The organism is uncultured Lactobacillus sp., assembly GCF_947367125.1.
In the GTDB taxonomy this organism is placed as follows: Bacteria; Bacillota; Bacilli; order Lactobacillales; family Lactobacillaceae; genus Lactobacillus.
The window spans coordinates 1-20279 of the sequence record NZ_CANBCQ010000045.1 but is presented as its reverse complement, the minus strand read 5'-3'; the positions used below and the strand labels follow the sequence as shown (position 1 = coordinate 20279).

Genomic DNA, 20279 nt, shown 5'->3' with positions numbered 1-20279 from the left:
GCTTAGCTCAGTTGGTAGAGCGCTTGACTGTTAATCAAGATGTCGTCAGTTCGAGTCTGACAGCCGGAGTAAGAATGGAGTGTTGTCCGAGCGGCTTAAGGAGCATGATTGGAAATCATGTATACGGGCTTATACCTGTATCGAGGGTTCAAATCCCTCACACTCCGTAAACACTTGTAATGAGGGCTTAAGAATCGCATGGTTATGCGGTTCTTTTGTTTTACGCTCGTTTTTTGATAGAAATTTGACCGAGAAAACTTTTTAAAAAAGTCCATTAATATCCTTGTTTAATTTCTCCTTCGCCATTTCTAGTTGTGTGAGTATAGATACCCAGAGTTAAATCTATGCTCTTGTGTCCAAGCACGTCTTCATATCCGGGTCTCTATTCTTAGCGTTCGTAGCAAAGCTGTGTGTAGTCCGTGAATCCTGATTTCTTTAAGATCAGGATTTTTTCATAAATCTACATTTTCCATTTATCGGACCTGTTGAAATAGTAATAATCAACCCTTGATGTTGTGGAAAAAATGAATTTAAATTTCTGCAGCAATGCAGTGATATGATTTCTTTTTTCTTTGGCTGATTTCCAATATAATAAATGGTAGAAAAGGGGAAAATTGCTGTGAAACTACGAAAAATAATTCCATTGCTATTCTTGATGCTTTTGAATGTAATGCTTCTTTCTGCTTGTTCGACTAAGAGAGAAGAAAATACAACTAAACATCGAGTGGATATTGTAACTTCCACTAATATATATGCCGATATTGCTAGAAATATAGTTGGCAAATATGGCGATGTCAAAGCGATTATCAACAATGGAGATACAGATCCACATGATTTCGAGCCGACTACTGAATCAGCAAAAGAAGTAGCGGATGCAAATATTGTTATTGCTAATGGTCTAGGATATGATGATTGGATGAGTAATTTAGCCAATGCTAATGATATCCATGCTGTTAAAGTAGGTAATCAATTAATGGGATTGAAACAAGGTGCTAATCCGCATATTTGGTATGATTTAAATATGCCACAAAAATATGTCGATTATCTTGTAAAAAAAGCCAGCAAAATTGATCCTAATCATGCGACTTATTTTAAAACTAACGCCAGAAATTATCTTCGAAAAATAGATAGCATAAAACAAATTGCCTCCAAAATTAATGGTGCCAAGGATAAGCCTGTTTATGTCAGTGAACCAGTATTTGATTATGCATTAACGCGGTGTCATTTTAAAATCGGTAACCCAGCATTTGAAGAAGCTGTAGAAAATGAAACTGATCCCAGTGCACAAATTGTGCATGAGATGCAAACTAAAATTAAGGCTAGAAAAATTGCCTTCTTTGTTAATAATGTTCAAGCATCAAGCAGTACAGTTAGTGGAATGGTTAAGTTAGCTAAACAGCATCATGTTCCAATTCTTAATGTGAGAGAAACAATGCCGAATGGAATTGGTTATTATCAATGGGTAAAAGAAAATTATCAAAAATTATTTGAAATTTTTTCAAAATAGTTCTTGCATAATTTTAGATTATCAGGTAATATAATAAACGTTGTGATTGAAATGTCACTCAGATAACTAAATTTGAAAAGTTAAAAAAAGTTCTTGACTTTTGAAACATGATTAGTTATTATAATAAAGTGCTCTTGATTAAGAGATATGACCCGTTGGTCAAGTGGTTAAGACACGGCCCTTTCACGGCCGTAACATGGGTTCAAATCCCGTACGGGTCACTTATGGAGGATTAGCTCAGCTGGGAGAGCATCTGCCTTACAAGCAGGAGGTCACAGGTTCGAGCCCTGTATCCTCCATTGTTCGGGACTACCGCCGATGCGGTAGTCTTTTTTTATGCAAAAAGAACGAACAAGTAAATTATTATTTTATCGGTTCAAGTCCTGAGAGGATTCACTGTAATTGGTGAAGATGCCTTGTAACCGAATAGCCGATGTCTATATAGGGGGACTAATATGGAAAGACGTTTGTTTACTTCAGAATCAGTTTCTGAAGGACATCCAGATAAAGTTGCTGATCAAATTTCAGATGCAATTTTAGATGCGATGTTGAAGAAAGATCCTAATTCACACGTAGCTTGCGAAACTATCGTAACTACTGGGATGGTTTTTGTTTTTGGTGAAATTTCTACTAATGCATATGTAGATATTCAAGATGTTGTTCGCAAGACTATTTTGAAGATTGGCTACGATCGTCCAGAATTAGGCTTTGACGGCAACAACTGTGCTGTAATGGTTGATATCGATGAGCAATCACCTGATATTGCTGGTGGGGTAGATCATTCACTTGAAACCAGAGAAAATAAATCCGACAATGATGAATTAGATCAAATTGGTGCTGGTGACCAAGGGTTAATGTTTGGTTTTGCTATCAAAGAAACTCCTGAGTTAATGCCTCTGCCAATTTCATTAGCTCATCGTTTGATGAGACGTGTTGCCGCTTTAAGAAAAGATCATACTTTGGATTGGCTTCGTCCGGATGCTAAGGCGCAAGTTACAGTTGAATATGATGAAGATAACAAGCCATTAAGAGTGGATACTGTTGTTATCTCTACTCAAACTGATGCAGAAGTTTCTAATGAAGAAATTCATCGCGCCATGATTGACTTAGTAATTAAAGAAGTCATTCCGGCTAAATACTTGGATGAAAAAACTAAGTTTTTGATTAATCCATCAGGTCGTTTTGTTATCGGTGGACCAAAGGGCGACTCTGGGTTAACCGGTCGGAAAATCATTGTTGATACTTATGGTGGTTATGCTCGCCATGGTGGTGGTGCATTCTCAGGTAAGGATCCAACAAAGGTTGACCGTTCTGCTAGTTATGCTGCTCGCTATGTTGCTAAAAACATTGTAGCTGCGGGATTGGCTTACCGCTGTGAAGTCCAATTAGCATATGCGATTGGTGTAGCTCACCCAGTATCAATTATGATTGATACTGCAGGTACTGGTAAGGTTGATGATGAGTTATTAACTGAAGCAGTACGTAATGTTTTTGACCTTCGTCCAGCTGGTATTATTAAGATGCTTGATCTTCGTCGTCCAATTTATGAACAAACTGCCGCATATGGTCATTTTGGTAGAACAGACGTCGATTTACCATGGGAAAAGACTGACAAAACACAAGATTTGCTTGATTATCTTAAAAATAAGCAATAAATAAAAAAGAGAAAATAAAATAGAATGAAAAAAACAAACGTGCCTATAGTCACGCTTGCGATTTTTATGACAACTTTTATGACTGCTATTGAGGGGACAATTGTTTCTACTGCAATGCCAACCATAGTTTCTGACCTGAATGGGCTCGAAATTATGAACTGGGTTGTATCAATCTTCTTGTTAATGACAGCCGTTTCAACTCCTTTATACGGAAAACTGGCTGATAGCATTGGGCGAAAGCCAGTTTTTTTGTTTGGAATTGCATTGTTTGTCATAGGCTCATCGCTGTGTGGACTTGCACAAAATATGGTGGAATTAATTTTATTTAGAGTAATTCAGGGTTTAGGCTCTGGTGCTGTCCAGCCAGTAGCAATTACGATTATTGCTGATTTATATGCCTTACAAAAGAGAGCCAAAATGTTGGGTCTTAATTCTGGTTTTTGGGGCGTGGCATCAGTTATTGCGCCACTCTTAGGTGGTTTTATTGTGCAGCACCTATCCTGGCATTGGGTTTTCTATATCAATGTACCGATCGGGATAATTGCCTTTTTATTGGTCATTTTTTGCTTGCAAGAGCCAAAGCATAATTCGAAGTCTAAATTAGATTTGCAGGGGACGATTTGGTTAGTCATCTTATTGTTGGCCTTAATGTTCTTCCTACAAGATTTAGGCTCCAACACTAATATTGCTATAATGGCCGCTCTAGCTGTTTTAGTAATAATTAGTATAATTGCCTTCTTTAAGGTGGAAAAACGAGCAGTTGACCCAATAATGCCTCTCACAATGTTAAAAGATCGAGAGTTCCTAGCAATCAATTTAATTACCTTGCTTATCTCAGGAGTAGTAATTGGTTTTGAATTTTATATTCCGACTTGGATGCAGGGAATTAATGGCACTAATCCGTCATTAGCCGGTTTTGCCGTAACCCCTAGTTCATTAATGTGGATCGTTGGTTCCTTCTTAATTGGTGGTATGCTTGGCCGTTGGGGAATAAAGAAAACTTATGACTATATGTTGTTAGTTTTGGTCGCAGCTGACTTAGTTTTGATTTTGTTCCCAATTTATACTTCTTTTTGGGTATTTTGTATAGTTGCCGCCTTTAATGGTACTGCCTTTGGGGCAATTACCACTGCTTCACAGGTTCGCTCGCAAGTTTTGGTTCCTAAAGATGACATCGGTGTTGCCACTTCGTTTAATACTTTAATGAAATATTTGGGTCAAACAATGATGGTTTCAATTTATGGAATTGCCTTTAATACCATGGTGGCCCATGGGCTAAGTAAAAGACCAGGATTAAATCAGGAAATGATGAACAAAATTGTTTCTGCGGAAAATGCCAAAAGCTTAGCAGCTAATGTAGTGCCGCAATTACGTCAAGTATTATTAGGCGGGTTGAAAGCTGTCTATGTCGTTTCTATGATTGTGATTGTTATTTCGCTTGTATTGAATCAATTATATCAAGATCGAAAAATAAATAAGAATTAAGCTAAATTAGCCACATGCCAAGTAGGTATGTGGTTTTTTTTATATAATTCTGAAATTTTAATTTATAAAAAGCGAATAGTAATAAACTTATTAGCTATATTGAATTATTATTTCAAAGCAAATATAATTATACATGTAAAGGCTTACATAAAAATGCAAGCAAAAAATCAACTATTTTCTATTAAGGAGGGAAAAGATCATGGCTGATAAATATTCCAAGTTGGGGCGCGAAATATATGCTCACATCGGTGGACCTAATAACGTTAAGTCACTGTATCACTGCATGACCCGTTTAAGAATTAAGATTCGTGATAATTCTAAAGTAGATCTTCAGGGCTTGAAAGATATTGATGGAGTTTTAGGCGTAGTAGATGCAGATACGCTGGAAATTGTCTTAGGCTCTGGTGTTAATGCGAAAGTTGCACAAGATATGGTTAGTCAAGTGGGAGTTAAAGAAAATGAAGAATTTCCAATCAATAACTACCAGGGTGAAAAATCTGAAGTACAAGCTAAGGCTGCTGAAGTTCATGCTCAGCACAAGGCTCAACTAAAGCAAACTTGGTGGCGTAAAGCTTTAGGCCACATTTCAGCAATCTTTATTCCTCTTATTCCAGCATTCATTGGTGCAGGTTTAATTTCTGGTGTTGCTGGCATCTTACGGAATATGTTGACGGCAAAAATGTTGCCAGGCAGTTGGAACTTAGGCGTTACAATCTTAAGTATGATCGCCAGTGCATTGTTTGCTTATTTGAACATCTATGTAGGGATTAATACAGCTAAAGAATTTGGCGCAACGCCGGCCTTAGGCGGTATTATTGGCGGGGTTATTCTATTGCCAGGGATTGCGGCTCCAGTAACGATTCCTAATATTTTAGATGGAAAACCTTTAGCAGCAGGACAGGGTGGTATCATTGGTGTCTTGCTTGCGGTTTGGCTTTTATCCTATGTTGAAAAATGGTTCCATCGGCACATTCCTGATTCTGTCGATATTATCTTTACGCCGTTTTTCACTGTTTTAATCATGGGATTATTTACAGTATTTGCAATTATGCCATTCGCTGGTTGGATTTCTAACTCATTAGTTGGTGGAATCAATTGGGTACTTGATGTAGGTGGTCCGATTGCTGGTTTTATTCTTGGACTATTCTTCTTACCAATGGTTATGCTGGGCTTGCATCAAATTCTAACTCCAATTCACCTTTCAATGATTCAAAAGATTGGTTATACGCCGTTATTGCCTATTTTGGCAATGGCTGGTGCTGGTCAAGTTGGTGCCGCAATTGCCCTTTGGGTAAAATGTCGTAAAAATAAGAATTTAGTAAGATTAATTAAAGGTGCTTTGCCAGTCGGAATTTTAGGGGTTGGTGAGCCTTTAATCTATGGGGTTACCCTTCCTTTAGGCCGGCCATTTATTACCGCCTGTGTAGGTGGTGGTATTGGTGGTGCTGTAGTTGCCGCATTTGGTCATGTAGGTTCAATTGCGATTGGTCCTTCTGGTGTTGCTTTGATTCCTTTAATTGCTAATAATATGTGGTGGGCTTACTGTATTGGCTTATTGTCTGCTTATGCTGGTGGCTTTATTGCAACATATTTCTGGGGTGTTCCTAAGGATGCAATTAAAGGCGAGGTTGAAAATCCTACTCCTGAAGTTGCGGAAAGAAGAAAAGCTGAAGAACATGCTGATAATCTAAATATGCCTAGTGAAAAAGTTGAACTTTCTTTTGTAGCTCCGGTTTCAGGTGATTTAGAAAAAATTGATAAAGTAAAAGACGATGTTTTCTCACAAAAAATGTTAGGTGATGGCTTTGCAGTAGATCCTGCAGATGGTACAGTAGTGGCACCTGTAGATGGCAAAATTGATATGGTAATGGATACAAAACATGCCATTACGATTAAAACTGCTAAAGGTCATTTGGATGTGCTAATGCATTTAGGTTTAGATACAGTTGAATTAAAGGGTGCACCTTTTGAAATTGAGGTTAAACCAGGCGATACTGTTAAAGCTGGTGAAAAAATAGGTGTAATGGATCTAGCCGCTATTAAAAAGGCAGGTAAAGATCCGATTGTGATAACAATTATTGCTAATATGGATTATGTTGACCATGTATCAAATGTATTAGATGCACCAGTTAAGGCAGGACAGGTTGTTTATCATGCAGTTACTAAATAATTTTTTTAGAAAGAAAATGATCTAATGTCACTTGAAAATTTGACGACTGAGCAACGTAATCAAAACACGATGCAGATTGATACGATGTCTACTTTAGATATGGTTAAAACAATCAATGCCGAAGATAAAAAGGTTGCTGAAGCAGTTGGTACGCAAGATAAAGAAATTGCCCAAGCGATTGATGTTGGGGCAGAGCGTTATCATGAAGGTGGAAGATTAATCTATCTTGGTGCAGGGACTAGTGGACGCTTAGGTGTTTTAGATGCAGCAGAGTTAGTCCCAACCTATGGAATTAAACCAGAGCGGGCTATCGGCTTGATTGCTGGCGGAAAAAGTGCAATGTATGTAGCTGTTGAAGGAGCAGAAGATGATCCCGATTTAGCTGCTCATGATCTGAAAGAACTCGATCTATCTGAGAAGGATATAGTTTTGGGTTTAGCAGCTAGTGGGAGGACTCCTTATGTAATTGGCGGTTTAGATTATGCTCAAAAAATTGGAGCGGCTACTATTTCTATTGCTTGCGTTAAAAATAGTTTAATTGGGCAACATGCAGATATTGCTATTGAAGCCGTTACTGGGGCAGAAGTAATTACTGGCTCAACCCGGATGAAAGCTGGAACAGCACAAAAGATGATTTTGAACATGATTTCAACCGGAATTATGATTCGTCAGGGCAAGGTTTATCAAAATGTAATGATTGATGTCTTGCCAACTAACGAAAAACTAGTTGAACGTGCTAAAAGAATTATCCAGGTTGCTGCCGATGTTTCTTTGAAAGAAGCTGCAACAGCTTTAGAGACAGCAAATAAAGATGTTGGTTTGGCAATTGTCATGGCTAAAACAGGTTTAAACAAAGACATGGCTCAAGCATTGTTAAAAGAACATCAAAATAATGTAAGTAGTGTTTTAAAAGAATCTAGACACGATAATTAAGTTAGGTAAAAGCCATTCGTTTGAATGACTTTTCTTTTTTAGGAAGAAGTAAGATTAATGCTAGGAATTTCAGTATATTTTCAAGATTATGATGAAGAATATTTAAGAAAGGCCGTCCCAGCTGGTGCTAAATATGTTTTTACTTCACTTCAAATTCCAGAAGAAGATTATTCGAACCTTGATCAAAAATTACCTAAATTTTTTGAACTTTGTGATGAATTAGGACTTGAAGTAATTCCAGATATTTCGCCAACAACATTGAAAAAATTAGGAATTGCGGCAGGAGATTATCAGGCACTAAAGGATAAGGGCTTTAGTGCTTTAAGATTAGATTATGGCTTTGATGATTTTAATAAAATAAAGAAATTACAAGCAGACTTTTTTATTTTGTTGAATGCTAGTGTTATATCTGTAGATTATTTAGATCGGGCCAAAGATGCTGGAATAGATTTTAATAAATTGGCTCTAACATATAATTTTTATCCACACACAGATACTGGAATGGGTTGGGAGAATTTTAAGCATAAAAATTGGTTGCTAAAAGATTATGGTCTTAGAACCCAGGCCTTTGTCCCGGGGGATGCACTTAAACGTTTTCCATTATACGAAGGGTTGCCAACTGTAGAAAAGCATCGGGGGTTATTGCCTTATGTTGCAGCAGTTGAATTAATTCATGAAGCGAATGTCGATGATGTGTTCATTGGCGATAGTCAAGCTTCAATTAAAAATCTGCAATATATTACTGCATATCAAAAGCATAAAATTTTAAACTTAGAATGCTCCTTATTACCGCAATACCAGCAATTATATGATCAGGTACTCAAGGTGAGAAAGGACATGCCGGAGAAGTTAATTCGTTTGGATTTGCCCAGAAAAGCAGATATTCCCGTTCATAATACTTTAAATAGGCAAAAAGGAACCATTACGATGCAAAATAAATTGGCTAAAAGGTATAGTGGTGAGGTAAGTATTATTAAGTTTGATTTACCTTTTGAAGCGCGGAGTAATGTCATTGGGGTAATTTCACCAGAGTATCTCAATTTACTTAATTTTGTTGATCCTGATACCAAAATTGTTTTTAGAAAAATGTCATAGTAGAGATAGGGGTGAGATTATGTTTAGCCTGGCGAATAAAATTTCAGATGCTTATCCTAGATTAAACAAAACTTCGAAGTCGATTGCTGATGTTTATTTTAAAGAGCCACGGCTCTTTTTAAACAAAAATTTGCAGGAGTTAGGCACAATCACTAAGACAAGTGGTGCATCAGTAATGCGTTTTTGCAAGAATTTGGGTTATAAAGGGTTCAAAGATTTTCAAATTGCTTGTGCTCAAGAAATACCAGATAAACAAAAGGATCTGGTAGATACGATTATTAACGAAAATGATGAACCAACGAGTGTCCTTTATAAACTGGAAATTAGTTTAGAAAAGAATATTGCTAAAATTGGTAAGACAATTGATCATGATAGTTTGAATACCGCGGTAAAACTAATGTATTCGGCTCAGAAAATCTATCTTGCAGGCGAAGGTGCTTCTGGTTTGGCTGCACAGGATTTATTCTATAAATTGATTAGGGGCGGTAAAGATACTAGTTATATTCAAAGCTCGCATATTGCCTTGGAAGAAGCAGCTAATATTACTTCAGCTGATGTTCTTATTGTATTTTCTTACAGTGGCTTAACCCAGGAGCCTTTATTGATGGCCCAGCAAGCACAGCAGAATCAGGCAAAAATAATTGCAGTGACTCGAAAGGAAGATTCTCCATTAAAAGAGCTGGCTGACACGGTTATTTCTTTACCCGCTAATGAAAAATTATTGCGATATGGGGCGGTTAATTCTTTGTTTGCCGAAATTTTTGTCTCAAACTTGTTATACTTGAGTTTTATTTCACCCAATTTACAAGATTTAAACGTAAAAATGAAGGCGACTCAGGCCTTAACCAATCAATTAAAAGTGTTTAATAAATAACGACAAAATAAATATTAAAAAAGTAAAAATATTTTTATGATAAAAATAATAAAATCGTAAAAAAATAAAGAAAAAGAGGACCATTTTGGTCCTTTTTTAGTACTCTTTTTTGGGAATAATTAAATCTATATCTGACAATGTTATAATTATAAATGAAAAGTGACGGGAAAATAAGATAACACTATTGAAACCGCATTACTCCCCGCCTTGAAAGTAAATCTAAGTAGCAGTAAACTTAAGTTGAATAAAATAATATTCGTTATTATTGTGACAGAGACTAGTAATGCAGTCAGAATATGGGGGCGTAAAAATGAATATTGTTAGTTTGGCAAGATTCCAATTTGCTATGACAACGATCTTTCACTTTTTCTTCGTACCGTTTTCAATCGGTACGATCTTCGTTGTAGCAATTATGGAATCGATGTACGTACATACTGGCAAAGCCGAATATAAGAAGATGACCAAGTTTTGGGGTAATGTCTTCCTATTAAGTTTTGCGGTTGGTATTGTAACCGGTTTAATTCAGGAATTCCAATTCGGAATGAACTGGTCCGATTATTCTAGATTTATGGGAGATATTTTCGGTGCTCCACTTGCTTTTGAGGCATTGTTATCATTCTTTATCGAATCTACCTTTATCGGTTTATGGATGTTTACTTGGAATAAAGTGGGCAAAAAATTACACTTAGCATTTGCATGGTTAGTTGTCTTTGGGACATTAACTTCTGCATTATGGATTTTGACAGCTAATGCCTTTATGCAGCACCCAGTTGGTTTTGTTTTACGCAATGGTCGTGCTGAAATGGCAAACTTCTGGGCTTTACTTCGTAATCCACAGTTATTCTATGAATATGGACACGTAGTTATTGGTGCACTTTTAACTGGTGCAACTATTTTAACTGGTTTAGCTGCTTTCCAATTATTAAAGAAGCGTAAGTTGTCTGATGTTAACAAGAAAATTTATCACAAGACGATGCGTTTAGGCATGGTTTTAATGTTAATCTTCTCACTTGGTGAAATTTGCTTCGGCGATTTGCAAATGAGATATATCATCAATGAGCAACCAATGAAGTTTGCTGCAGCTGAAGGTGTTACGCATACTACTGGCGAAAGGGCTCCATGGATGATCGTAGGATATTCTGATCCGAAGACCCATGAAGTGAAGGGGATTGATATCCCAGATGTATTGAGTATTCTTGCTTACCACAAGACTACTGGTTCTGTAAAAGGTATGAAGGAAGTTAACCAAGAACTTGAAAAGAAGTATGGTACTCATATCGATGGTCGCAAGATGAACTATTATGTACCAGTTAATACATTGTTCTGGTCCTTTAGAGTAATGTGTGGCTTTGCTGCATTGTTATTCTTAATGTCAATTGTTGGTTTGATTATGACGCGCAAGAAGAAAGAGACGCTTTATCAACATCGTTGGTTAATGTGGATCTTTGCTATTCTTACCTTCTCACCATTTGTTGTTAACACAGCTGGTTGGTTAATTACTGAACGTGGCCGTGATCCATGGACAGTTTATGGTTTGTTTACGATTGCCCAAAGTGTTTCACCAAAGGTTTCCGTGGCTTCACTTTTGACATCGAATATTATTTACTTCTGCTTATTTACTATTTTGGCAATTGTCATGATCGCCTTGGTCGTTCGCTTCTTGCATAACGATCCAGATGAATACGATAAGGCTCAAGAGGCAAGTAAAGTAGTCGATCCGTTCTCAAAGGGGGCTATCTAAAATGTCGTTTTTACAAATACTTTGGTTTATTTTAATTGGAGTATTGTTCTCGGGCTTCTTCTTCCTTGATGGTTTTGACTTCGGGGTAGGAATGGCTGTGAAAACTTTAGCTCATAATGAAGCTGAACGAGACCAAATTGTTAAAACAATTGGGCCAGTTTGGGACGGTAATGAAGTTTGGTTAGTTACCGCAGGTGGTGCGATGTTTGCATCATTCCCATACTGGTATGCAACCTTATTCTCAGGTTACTATTTAATTCTATTATTGATCTTAGTTGGTTTAATTATTCGTGGTGTTTCATTTGAATTTAGAGCAAAATGTACACCATACCAAAAGCCAATTTGGGATACTACAATGGCAATTGGTAGTGTTATGGCAACCTTCCTCTTTGGAGTAATGTTTATCTCAATGATTAAAGGGATGCCAATTGATGCAAGAGGCAACATTTCCGCAACCTTCTTTGATTACTTTAACTGGTTCTCAATTGTTGGTGGAATTGCTTTAACTCTTCTTTGCTATTTACATGGTTTGAACTATATCACGATTAAAACTAAGGGCGTTATTTCAGCTAGAGCACAAAATTATGCACATGCTCTGTACTGGGTACTCTATGTCGGTGAAGTTATCTTTGCATTATTGTTGATCTTCCAAACTGACTTCTTGAGAGTACATCCAATTGCAACTTGGGTATGCTTGATTTTAATTGTTGGTTTCTCTGTAGCAGCACATGTAGCTACTTTCACCAACAAGCAAGGAATGGCTTTAACTTGCAGCGGATTAACTTTGATCTCATTGGTCGCTTTAATCTTCTGCGGTTTATTCCCAAGAGTAATGATTTCATCAATCAGCAGTAAATATGACTTGTTGATTCATAGTGCATCATCATCTAACTACACTTTGGTAGTAATGACGATTGCAACTTGTATCTTGGTACCATGTGTATTGGCATATACCATCTGGGCATACTGGATTTTCCGCAAGCGGATTTCAATGCCAAGAATCGGAGAGGTTAAATAATGATTGATAAACAGCTATTTAAAATTGATGGCGCTGGTTCAATCTTAAAAAAACTTGCAGGGCTTGAGATTCTGCAAGCTTTTTTTATAGTAGGACAAGCCCTAGCGTTAGCGTCAGTCTTAAGTAAACTGTGGGCAGGTGAGCCACTAGACTGGCTATTATTATTTACTTTTGCGGCATGTTTTATTGCCCGTCAGTTGATTAATACTTTACGTGACTCAATGCTTGAAAAATATTCTGGTCAAGTTACAGAAGAACTAAGACAGAAACTTTTAGATAAAGTCTTTCGTGATGGTCAAGCTTTAGTTCAAAAACAAGGGACTGGTAGTTTAATCACTATGTCGCTAGATGGAGTCGATGAAGTAAGACAATATATCAAACTAATCTACAGTAAAGTTTTGACAATGATGATTGTGCCAGTTTTGGTTTTCATCAGTATGCTTTTTTTGAGCTGGAAGTCAGCTTTGATTTTACTGATCATGTATCCCTTAATCGTGCTTTTTATGATTATCTTGGGATATGCAGCCCAGGATCGGGCAATTAAACAGTTTGGTAATTTTCAGATTTTGTCTAACAACTTTATTGATTCTCTTAGAGGAATCGATACCTTGAAGTATTTAGGCTTAAGCAAAAGATATTCTAAGTCGATTTTTAATTTAAGTGAAGGCTTTAGAAAAAAGACGATGGCAGTATTGAAGGTCGCTATGCTTTCGACCTTTGCCTTAGACTTTTTTACTACCTTATCGATTGCCATTATTGCGGTTTTCCTTGGCTTTGATTTGATGAACGGTAAAATTGCTCTTTTCCCAGCTTTAGGAATTTTGATTTTAGCGCCAGATTATTTTTTGCCGATCCGCGACTTTGCCGGTGATTTCCATGCGACTTTAAATGGGAAGAACGCGTTTAAGCGGATCAATGAATTAATTGCTTTACCTGAAGAAAAAACTAATGATCTGCCATTAAAAACTTGGTCAGCAACGGATCAATTAAAAATTAAGGACTTACAATTTACCTATAAAAAAGGTACTGAAATCGGACCAGTTTCTTTACAAGTTCAAGGTTTCAAAAAAGTTGGCATTATTGGGATGAGTGGATCTGGTAAGACTAGTTTGATTAATTTACTCAGCGGCTTTTTGACTCCTGATCAAGCGCAGATTGAACTGCAGGGGCAGAAGACGACTACCATGAATATTCCAGCTTGGCAGCGTCAAATGATTTATATTCCGCAGGAGCCCTATGTATTCACTAAGAGTTTACGCGAAAACATTGCTTTTTATAATCCTAAAGCTAGTGATCGTGAAATTAAACAAGCTATTCATCTGATGGGGCTAGATGATTTATTAAATGATCTGCCTAATGGGCTTGATACGGTGATTGGACGTGGTAAGCGGGTCTTGTCTGGTGGACAAGCACAACGAATTGCCTTAGCCAGGGCCTTTTTGGATCCACAAAGAAAGGTTATGGTCTTTGATGAACCAACAGCTCACTTGGATATTGAAACAGAAATTGATTTAAAGAAACGAATGATGCCGTTAATGGAAGATAAATTAGTTTTCTTTGCGACCCATAGACTGCATTGGTTAAAAGAAATGGACTATATTTTAGTCATGGATCATGGTCAATTAGTTGAACAAGGAAGTTTTGCTCAGCTAGAACGAAATCAAGGCTACTTCTGCAAGTTAATGGCTGGAATGAGAGGTGAAAACAATGATCAATAAAATTCCAATTTTAAGAGTGTTAAAAAATGATCGTTGGGTTCGCCCGTACCTAGAAAAGTATCGCAAGACCCTGATTCTAGCAATTGCGTTAGGTATTCTAACTTTTATTTGTGGTGGCGGCTTAATGTTCTGTGCCGGCTATTTGATCAGTCGGGCAGCTACCAGACCCGACAATATTTTGTTAATTTATGTGCCAATTGTTTTGACTAGAGCCTTTGGTGTTGCCCGTCCAGCTATTCGTTATTTTGAGCGTTTAGTCAGCCACAATTGGGTTTTGCGGATGACTTCGAAATTTAGACAACAACTATATGATTCATTAGAACGGGATGCAACAATCTTTAGTAGTAAGTACCAGTTAGGAAATATTTTGGGCCTATTGTCTGATGATGTCAGTCATATTCAGAATTTTTATCTAAGAACGATTTTCCCAATGTTCGTAGCTTGGGGCTTATATGCAATCATCGTGATTGGCTTAGGCATCATTTCTCCGTTAATGGGTCTGTGGATGTTGGTCTTGTTCTTCCTGATTATTTTTGCAATTCCGATTTGGTCAGTTTTAATCAATGGTGCTCGTCAAAGCTATGAAAAAACAGTTCAGGATAAGCTCTACGTTGATTTGACTGATAATGTAATGGGAGTTGACGACTGGGTTTTATCTGGCCGTAGTAAAGAGTATTTAGCTTTACACGTAAATGACCAAAAGAAGTTTTTGCAAATTAACGCTCAGATGAAAAAATTTGATCGTTGGCGTGACTTTGTTTTACAAATTTTCTGGGTCTTAGCAATTGCTAGCCTGGTTGTTTGGGGCGCTGCAAGATTTGGTGGTCGTTCAACTTACTATACTAATTGGATTGCTGCCTTTGTTTTGGCACTGTTTCCAACAGTTGAAGCTTTTGCTAGTTTACCAACTGCTGCTCAAGAAACTAATATCTACCAGGATTCGTTGAAACGACTCAATAATTTGCCTGCGCCAGACCATACTAAGCACAAGGAAATTAAGCTGGGCGCACCTTTTAATTTAGCTGTGACTGACGTGCATTATACTTATCCAAAGACTGATAAAGAGGTGTTGCATGGGATCAATTTAGATATTCATGCTGGTGAAAAGATTGCTATTTTGGGCCGCAGTGGTGCTGGTAAAAGTACTTTAGCGGCATTGCTTAGAGGCGACCGCGTGCCAACTAGTGGCAAGATAACCTTGAATGGCATTGATACCAGCAAGTTTGGCGATCAAATGTCAAACTACTTCAGTATTATTAATCAAACACCGTACTTGTTTAATACGACAATTGCGAATAATTTGCGTTTAGGTAATGAAGAGGCAACTGATGAGCAATTATGGGACGTTTTACGCCGAGTAGGTTTGGCTGATATGGTGCAAAAATTAGCTGATGGCCTTGATACTAAGGTAGATGAAGCTGGTCTGCGTTTTTCAGGTGGAGAGCGACACCGTTTGGCCTTGGCACGAATTCTATTGAAGGATACGCCAATTGTTTTGCTAGATGAGCCAACAGTGGGCCTAGATCCGATCACAGAACAAGCGATAATTAACATGTTCATCAAGGAATTAGCTGGTAAAACCTTAATTTGGATTACGCACCATTTGCAAGGAATTGATCAAATGGATCAAGTAATTTTTATTGAAGATGGTCAAATTAATATGCAAGGTACGCCAGAAGAATTGTGGCAAACTGAGCCACGTTATCGTGAGTTAAAGAAAGCCGATTTAGGATTATAGAGGGCGAGTTATGCTAACCAATAAAGTACCAGAACAAGATGTAAATGACCTATTTACTCGAGTCGCGCCTAACTATGACTTAATGAATAATCTTGTTAGTTTAGGCATTCAGAAAAAATGGCGTAAAAAATTTATCCAGCAGCTGAATTTGAATGACAAATCTATTTGCTTAGATTTGTGTTGCGGTAGTGCTGATTCAACCATTGATTTGGCTAAAAAAGCTAAATTAGTAACAGGTTTGGATTTTAATCAAGAAATGTTGAAAATTGCACAAAAGAAGGTGCGTAAAAAGAAGCTGCAACCAAAGATTAAGTTGGTGGTAGGGGATGCCATGAATTTGCCTTTTGCGGCCAATAGCTTTGATTGTGTCACGATTTGCTTTGGCTTGCGCAATGTTCCTGATGCCAGTAAAACAATTCAGGAAAGCTATCGTGTGCTTAAACCGGGCGGGCAATTTGCTATTTTGGAAATGTCCCAGCCGACTAATCCAGTAATCAAATTAGGCTGGCAAGGCTACTTTAAAGTTTTCCCGTATTTAGCTAAATTAACCCACAGCAATGTGAAAGACTATCAATATTTATCACGTACCAGTAAAGAATTTTTATCAGCCGAGCAATTAAAAAAGCTACTTGAGCAAAATAATTTTACTCAAGTAGCAGTTACTAAATTGACTTTTGGTGCCGGTGCAATTCATCTGGCTCGTAAGTGATTAAAGCTTACGATTGACTAATCTACGGGTCATTTGTTCAAGTAAAGCAGTAGCTTTAGTTTGTGGTAATTGTGCTAAATTAGCTAAGGCTCGATTAGTATATTTTTCAGCTAAAGCGTGTGTTTCTTGGATAATTGAGCTGTCTAGCAAGATAGTTTGAATTTCTTCAATATCAGCTTTAGTCATTGCTCTTTGTTTTTCCAGAATTGGCACAAGTTTTACGCGCAGATCTGCTTTGCTTAAAGCCAGTAGCAGTGGCAAAGAGTAGACGCCAGTAGTTAAATCTTCTAGCGTTGGCTTATTTAAATGTTTGCCACCAGTATAATCCAAAATGTCGTCGACAATTTGAAAGGCAATACCTAAGTTTTCACCAAAGGAGGCTAAGGCTTGAGTAGTTTGCTCATCGCCATTGCCAAAATGGCTTCCTTCTTCGGCAGCTAAGCGAAAGAGCGCAGCTGTTTTTCCTTTAACATTTGTTAAGTAGTCGTTGAAATCTTGGTTTAAATTAAAGCGTTCAGCCATTTGACCTAATTCACCTGCTAATAGGTGATGCATAGTATGAGCATTTTTAATCATATAATCTTGCTCAGAAATCGCATTTAAAATTAAATCAAAAAAGTGGGTAAAGAGTAAATCTCCAGCATAAACTGCTGTGTCTTTGCCAAAACGGGCTTGAATGCTGATCTTGCCACGACGTTCGTCAGAATCGTCAATAATATCATCATGAATCAATGAAGCCATGTGTAAAATTTCGATTGAGGAAGCAAGTTGAATGATTTGCTTAGAAACAGTTTCTGTTTTACCAGCAATCTGCGCTGATAAAATTAATAAACTAGGCCGTAAATATTTGCCACCGTTACTTGCCATTTCCAGCAGCGCATCTTGCAAGTCTGAATATGGTGTACGAATGGTCGCTTGAATCAGTTGATTAACTTCTGCAAGCGGTTTACGAATTAATGGATATTTTTGCCAAGGTTGAGAGTTATTCATGATAAATTTCCTTATAATAAAGTTAACAGGATAGTGATCCTTTGAAAGGATGTGGATCGATGTCACTAAGTGTATTTTTAGAATTAATAGAGATTAAAGCAAAAACTGCTAGTGTCATTCCCTTTTTCTTGGGTTTGTGCTATAGCATGTATTATTACCACCAGTCTAACTGGGTCTTAGCTCTAGTCTTCTTCATCGCCATGCTACTATTTAACATGGTAGTAGATATGTTCGATAACTACTGTGATTATTATCACGCAGATAGCAAGAATTACCAAGAGAAGACTAACATTATAGGGCGAGAAAATATTTCACCTAATTTGGTTAAAGGCTTAATTATTTCATTCAGTCTAATTTCAATCTTGTTAGGTTTGTATCTAGTCGTAAAAGCAGGTTTGCCTGTTCTATGGATGGGGCTCTTCTGTTTTGTCGTCGGGTATTTATATTCCTTTGGCTCGCATCCAATTTCCAGTTTGCCATTAGGTGAGTTATTCTCCGGCTTTACAATGGGCTTTATGATCGTTTTGTTAAGTGTTTATATCAATAGTTTTCAAGTATTTGATTGGAACTTTTTGACAATCGGTCGTATCTTTTTATTAGCTTTGGCTGATGAATTATGGATTTCTAATTTAATGCTAGCCAATAACTTATGTGATGCCCAAGAAGACGAAGATAATCACCGCACAACCATCATTCACTTTATTGGTAAAAAAGGTGGTTTGATTGCTTTTAGTGTTAAAAATGTTCTAGCATTTCTGGTTATCTTGCTTTTACCATTTTTAGGAATTGCTCCTAAGACGGTTTGGTTAACAGTAATAATTGTACCGTTCGTTTATAAGCAGAACAAGATCTTAATTCACAAGCAAGTTAAGACAGAAACATTTATTACAGGAGTAAAAACGTTGCTGGTTGGCTCATTAACTTACCTAGTAACTTACTTTTTAGGAATTCTATTTTAGAGAGGTTGAAAATTATGAAAACAGTTGTAGTTTTAGGTGCTGGTTTTGCCGGCTTGAAAACAGTTGTCGCTTTGCAAAAGAAGTTGCGCGAACAAGTTAAGCTTATCTTAGTTGACCGTAATCCATATCACTACGAAACAATTCGCCTATATGAAGTTGCTACTGGGGAAATTCCTTATACTGGAATGTCATATGAGATTAATGACGTAATTAATCCCAAGATGACTACTGTGATTAGGGATGAAGTTGAAAAAATTAATATTGCTGATAAGACAGTGGAATTAAAGGATCACTCTCCACTTAAATACGACTATTGTGTTGTAGGCTTAGGTTTTACTTTGAGCAATATGGGGATCAAAGGTGCAACCGAAAATGCTTTGCCAATGAGCAATGTTAAACAAGCTGAAGCAATTCGCGATCATCTTTATGCCGAAATGAAGGCATACCGCAAAGATCATGATGCTAAACACTTGTCAGTCGTGATTTGTGGGGCAGGTTTCCAAGCAATTGAGTTAGGAAATGCAATTGCCAAGGTTCGCCCAGAATTAGCACAAATGGCTGGCGCCGAGCCAGATGAAATTACTATCAGAATGATTGATGGTTCACCACGTCTTTTGCCAATGTTCCAAGGAAAATTGCTTGATTATGCTTTAGACACAATTAAGAAAAATAAAGTTGAGATTATTAAGCCAGCTTACGTTAATGAAGTAACTCCTACTTCAGTTTTGTATAAAATGGCTGATGAAAAAGATGATGCCGAGTTGCGAGAGATTATCGCAGGCACCAGAATTTGGATGATGGGCTTTAGCGGCAGTCCAGTAATTGAAGCATCTGGCTTTAAGAATCGTCGCGGTCGGGTCACGGTTAATGATCATTTAACTGCACCAGAGAGTGATGATATCTACGTTTTAGGGGATGTCTCAAGCGTCATGGTTCCTGGTAAGAAATGGGCATATCCTAACACTGGTCAATTAGCTCTTTCAATGGCTAACTACGCTGCTAAGGATATTAAGAGTAGAATTATGGGGCAAACTAGACCAGACAAATATGCTTACCATGACTTGGGCGTAGTAGTTAACTTGGGTAATTCCGAGGCTGCTGGTTTAGCCATGGGCCATGCCTTCAAGGGTTACTTTGCTTCAGCTTTGAAGAAGATCACGATTGATAAGTCAGTTCTTGAAACTGGTGGTATTAAAGAAACCTTGGCAATTGGTCAATTTGACATGTATCACTAAAATTGAAAATAAAAGAGAATTAAAAATCACTTCAGTTTGATTCAATTCAGCTGAAGTGATTTTGGTTTTATTTGATAACTGTAAACTTTGCATGAGCGAAGAGAAAAAACTAAATGTGGCAGAAGCATTGGGCTTTACTGATGATTTGATGTTCCAGAATGTCATGAAGGATCCAGAGATTTAAGGGGCAACATGTTATGAACACAGAAGAAGTTGCAGAAGTAGCAAAGCAATTGGAATGAAAGAAGGCCAGGAAGAAGGCAAGTGCGAAACAACTGTTGTAAGAATTCGTAAAATGATTAATGTACTTAGAAGATTGAAACATAATCCACAACAGATTTTGCAAGAACTGGAACAAGATTATGGTGATGACTTTTCGAAACTGTCAAATCTTTTGTGTAAATAGATCTTTCTCGTAAATTGATTTTTTAATTATTTATTTAATCAAAGTA

Annotated in this window: 16 protein-coding genes, 3 tRNA genes and 1 riboswitch; of the genes, 18 read left to right on the top strand and 1 reads right to left on the bottom strand. The window is 37.3% G+C overall.

From position 1 onward, the window contains the following. Positions 1–76 precede the first annotated feature (76 nt). The 15 genes from Q0Y84_RS10955 (at position 77) to ubiE (ending at position 16643) form a co-directional block, all read left to right on the top strand. A tRNA-Ser gene (locus tag Q0Y84_RS10955) sits at positions 77–167 on the top strand. A gap of 452 nt (positions 168–619) precedes the next feature. Continuing rightward, on the top strand, positions 620–1507 hold the full coding sequence (locus Q0Y84_RS10950) for a zinc ABC transporter substrate-binding protein (protein ID WP_297953574.1): 888 nt from the start codon (positions 620–622) through the stop codon (positions 1505–1507). Positions 1508–1656: 149 nt separating this feature from the next. Further along, positions 1657–1728 (top strand) — tRNA-Glu (locus Q0Y84_RS10945). A gap of 5 nt (positions 1729–1733) precedes the next feature. Next, a tRNA-Val gene (locus Q0Y84_RS10940) sits at positions 1734–1806 on the top strand. A gap of 70 nt (positions 1807–1876) precedes the next feature. Next, a riboswitch (SMK box riboswitch) is annotated at positions 1877–1965 on the top strand. Beyond that, positions 1963–3162, top strand: coding sequence for a methionine adenosyltransferase (gene metK, locus Q0Y84_RS10935; RefSeq protein WP_297953571.1), 1200 nt, complete (start codon positions 1963–1965; stop codon positions 3160–3162). (Overlaps the previous riboswitch by 3 nt.) 24 nt (positions 3163–3186) lie before the next feature. After that, positions 3187–4647, top strand: coding sequence for an MDR family MFS transporter (locus Q0Y84_RS10930; protein WP_297953568.1), 1461 nt, complete (start codon positions 3187–3189; stop codon positions 4645–4647). A gap of 196 nt (positions 4648–4843) precedes the next feature. Beyond that, positions 4844–6817 carry a glucose PTS transporter subunit IIA gene (locus Q0Y84_RS10925; RefSeq protein WP_297953578.1) on the top strand — a complete coding sequence of 658 codons (1974 nt, stop codon included), beginning with the start codon at positions 4844–4846 and terminating at the stop codon, positions 6815–6817. Between the two features lie 24 nt (positions 6818–6841). Then, the gene (gene murQ, locus Q0Y84_RS10920) at positions 6842–7750 is read left to right on the top strand and encodes an N-acetylmuramic acid 6-phosphate etherase (RefSeq protein WP_297953565.1); all 909 of its coding nucleotides are present in this window, start codon (positions 6842–6844) and stop codon (positions 7748–7750) included. Positions 7751–7807: 57 nt separating this feature from the next. Beyond that, positions 7808–8845: a MupG family TIM beta-alpha barrel fold protein gene (locus tag Q0Y84_RS10915; RefSeq protein ID WP_297953562.1), complete on the top strand. Its 1038-nt coding sequence runs from the start codon at positions 7808–7810 to the stop codon at positions 8843–8845. Positions 8846–8864: 19 nt separating this feature from the next. Beyond that, positions 8865–9719 (top strand): MurR/RpiR family transcriptional regulator, encoded by an 855-nt coding sequence (locus tag Q0Y84_RS10910; protein ID WP_366791872.1) that lies wholly within the window; start codon positions 8865–8867, stop codon positions 9717–9719. A 310-nt stretch (positions 9720–10029) separates the two neighbouring features. Next, on the top strand, positions 10030–11460 hold the full coding sequence (locus tag Q0Y84_RS10905) for a cytochrome ubiquinol oxidase subunit I (RefSeq protein WP_297953556.1): 1431 nt from the start codon (positions 10030–10032) through the stop codon (positions 11458–11460). A 1-nt stretch (position 11461) separates the two neighbouring features. Continuing rightward, on the top strand, positions 11462–12478 hold the full coding sequence (gene cydB, locus Q0Y84_RS10900; protein ID WP_297953553.1) for a cytochrome d ubiquinol oxidase subunit II: 1017 nt from the start codon (positions 11462–11464) through the stop codon (positions 12476–12478). Next, a complete protein-coding gene (cydD, locus tag Q0Y84_RS10895; protein ID WP_297953550.1) occupies positions 12478–14196 on the top strand; it encodes a thiol reductant ABC exporter subunit CydD in 1719 nt (572 codons plus the stop codon). The genes cydB and cydD overlap by 1 nt, the downstream gene beginning before the upstream one ends. Further along, positions 14186–15934 (top strand): thiol reductant ABC exporter subunit CydC, encoded by a 1749-nt coding sequence (gene cydC / locus Q0Y84_RS10890; protein WP_297953547.1) that lies wholly within the window; start codon positions 14186–14188, stop codon positions 15932–15934. The genes cydD and cydC overlap by 11 nt, the downstream gene beginning before the upstream one ends. Before the next feature lie 10 nt (positions 15935–15944). Further along, positions 15945–16643, top strand: coding sequence for a bifunctional demethylmenaquinone methyltransferase/2-methoxy-6-polyprenyl-1,4-benzoquinol methylase UbiE (gene ubiE, locus Q0Y84_RS10885; protein ID WP_297953544.1), 699 nt, complete (start codon positions 15945–15947; stop codon positions 16641–16643). Here the strand turns inward: ubiE and Q0Y84_RS10880 are convergent, their stop codons facing one another. Beyond that, positions 16644–17633, bottom strand: a complete 990-nt coding sequence (locus Q0Y84_RS10880) for a polyprenyl synthetase family protein (RefSeq protein WP_297953541.1) — start codon at positions 17631–17633, stop codon at positions 16644–16646. 59 nt (positions 17634–17692) lie between these two features. Here Q0Y84_RS10880 and Q0Y84_RS10875 point away from each other — a divergent pair, with 59 nt between their 5' ends. The 3 genes from Q0Y84_RS10875 (at position 17693) to Q0Y84_RS10865 (ending at position 20233) form a co-directional block, all read left to right on the top strand. Further along, complete coding sequence (locus Q0Y84_RS10875; RefSeq protein ID WP_195922959.1) at positions 17693–18592, top strand: prenyltransferase; 900 nt, start codon at positions 17693–17695, stop codon at positions 18590–18592. Positions 18593–18606: 14 nt separating this feature from the next. Then, positions 18607–19827, top strand: coding sequence for an FAD-dependent oxidoreductase (locus Q0Y84_RS10870; RefSeq protein WP_297953537.1), 1221 nt, complete (start codon positions 18607–18609; stop codon positions 19825–19827). 238 nt (positions 19828–20065) lie between these two features. Then, positions 20066–20233, top strand: a complete 168-nt coding sequence (locus Q0Y84_RS10865; protein WP_297953535.1) for a hypothetical protein — start codon at positions 20066–20068, stop codon at positions 20231–20233. Positions 20234–20279: the final 46 nt, after the last annotated feature.

Bases quoted from the DNA above. Each gene is read 5' to 3' on its own strand.
- Q0Y84_RS10910 (WP_366791872.1), top strand. From the start codon at position 8,865: ATGTTTAGCCTGGCGAATAAAATTTCAGATGCTTATCCTAGATTAAAC.
- ubiE (WP_297953544.1), top strand. From the start codon at position 15,945: ATGCTAACCAATAAAGTACCAGAACAAGATGTAAATGACCTATTTACT.
- cydC (WP_297953547.1), top strand. From the start codon at position 14,186: ATGATCAATAAAATTCCAATTTTAAGAGTGTTAAAAAATGATCGTTGG.
- metK (WP_297953571.1), top strand. From the start codon at position 1,963: ATGGAAAGACGTTTGTTTACTTCAGAATCAGTTTCTGAAGGACATCCA.
- Q0Y84_RS10880 (WP_297953541.1), bottom strand. From the start codon at position 17,633: ATGAATAACTCTCAACCTTGGCAAAAATATCCATTAATTCGTAAACCG.
- Q0Y84_RS10915 (WP_297953562.1), top strand. From the start codon at position 7,808: ATGCTAGGAATTTCAGTATATTTTCAAGATTATGATGAAGAATATTTA.
- Q0Y84_RS10870 (WP_297953537.1), top strand. From the start codon at position 18,607: ATGAAAACAGTTGTAGTTTTAGGTGCTGGTTTTGCCGGCTTGAAAACA.
- murQ (WP_297953565.1), top strand. From the start codon at position 6,842: ATGTCACTTGAAAATTTGACGACTGAGCAACGTAATCAAAACACGATG.
- cydB (WP_297953553.1), top strand. From the start codon at position 11,462: ATGTCGTTTTTACAAATACTTTGGTTTATTTTAATTGGAGTATTGTTC.
- Q0Y84_RS10930 (WP_297953568.1), top strand. From the start codon at position 3,187: ATGAAAAAAACAAACGTGCCTATAGTCACGCTTGCGATTTTTATGACA.
- Q0Y84_RS10865 (WP_297953535.1), top strand. From the start codon at position 20,066: ATGAAAGAAGGCCAGGAAGAAGGCAAGTGCGAAACAACTGTTGTAAGA.
- cydD (WP_297953550.1), top strand. From the start codon at position 12,478: ATGATTGATAAACAGCTATTTAAAATTGATGGCGCTGGTTCAATCTTA.
- Q0Y84_RS10905 (WP_297953556.1), top strand. From the start codon at position 10,030: ATGAATATTGTTAGTTTGGCAAGATTCCAATTTGCTATGACAACGATC.
- Q0Y84_RS10875 (WP_195922959.1), top strand. From the start codon at position 17,693: ATGTCACTAAGTGTATTTTTAGAATTAATAGAGATTAAAGCAAAAACT.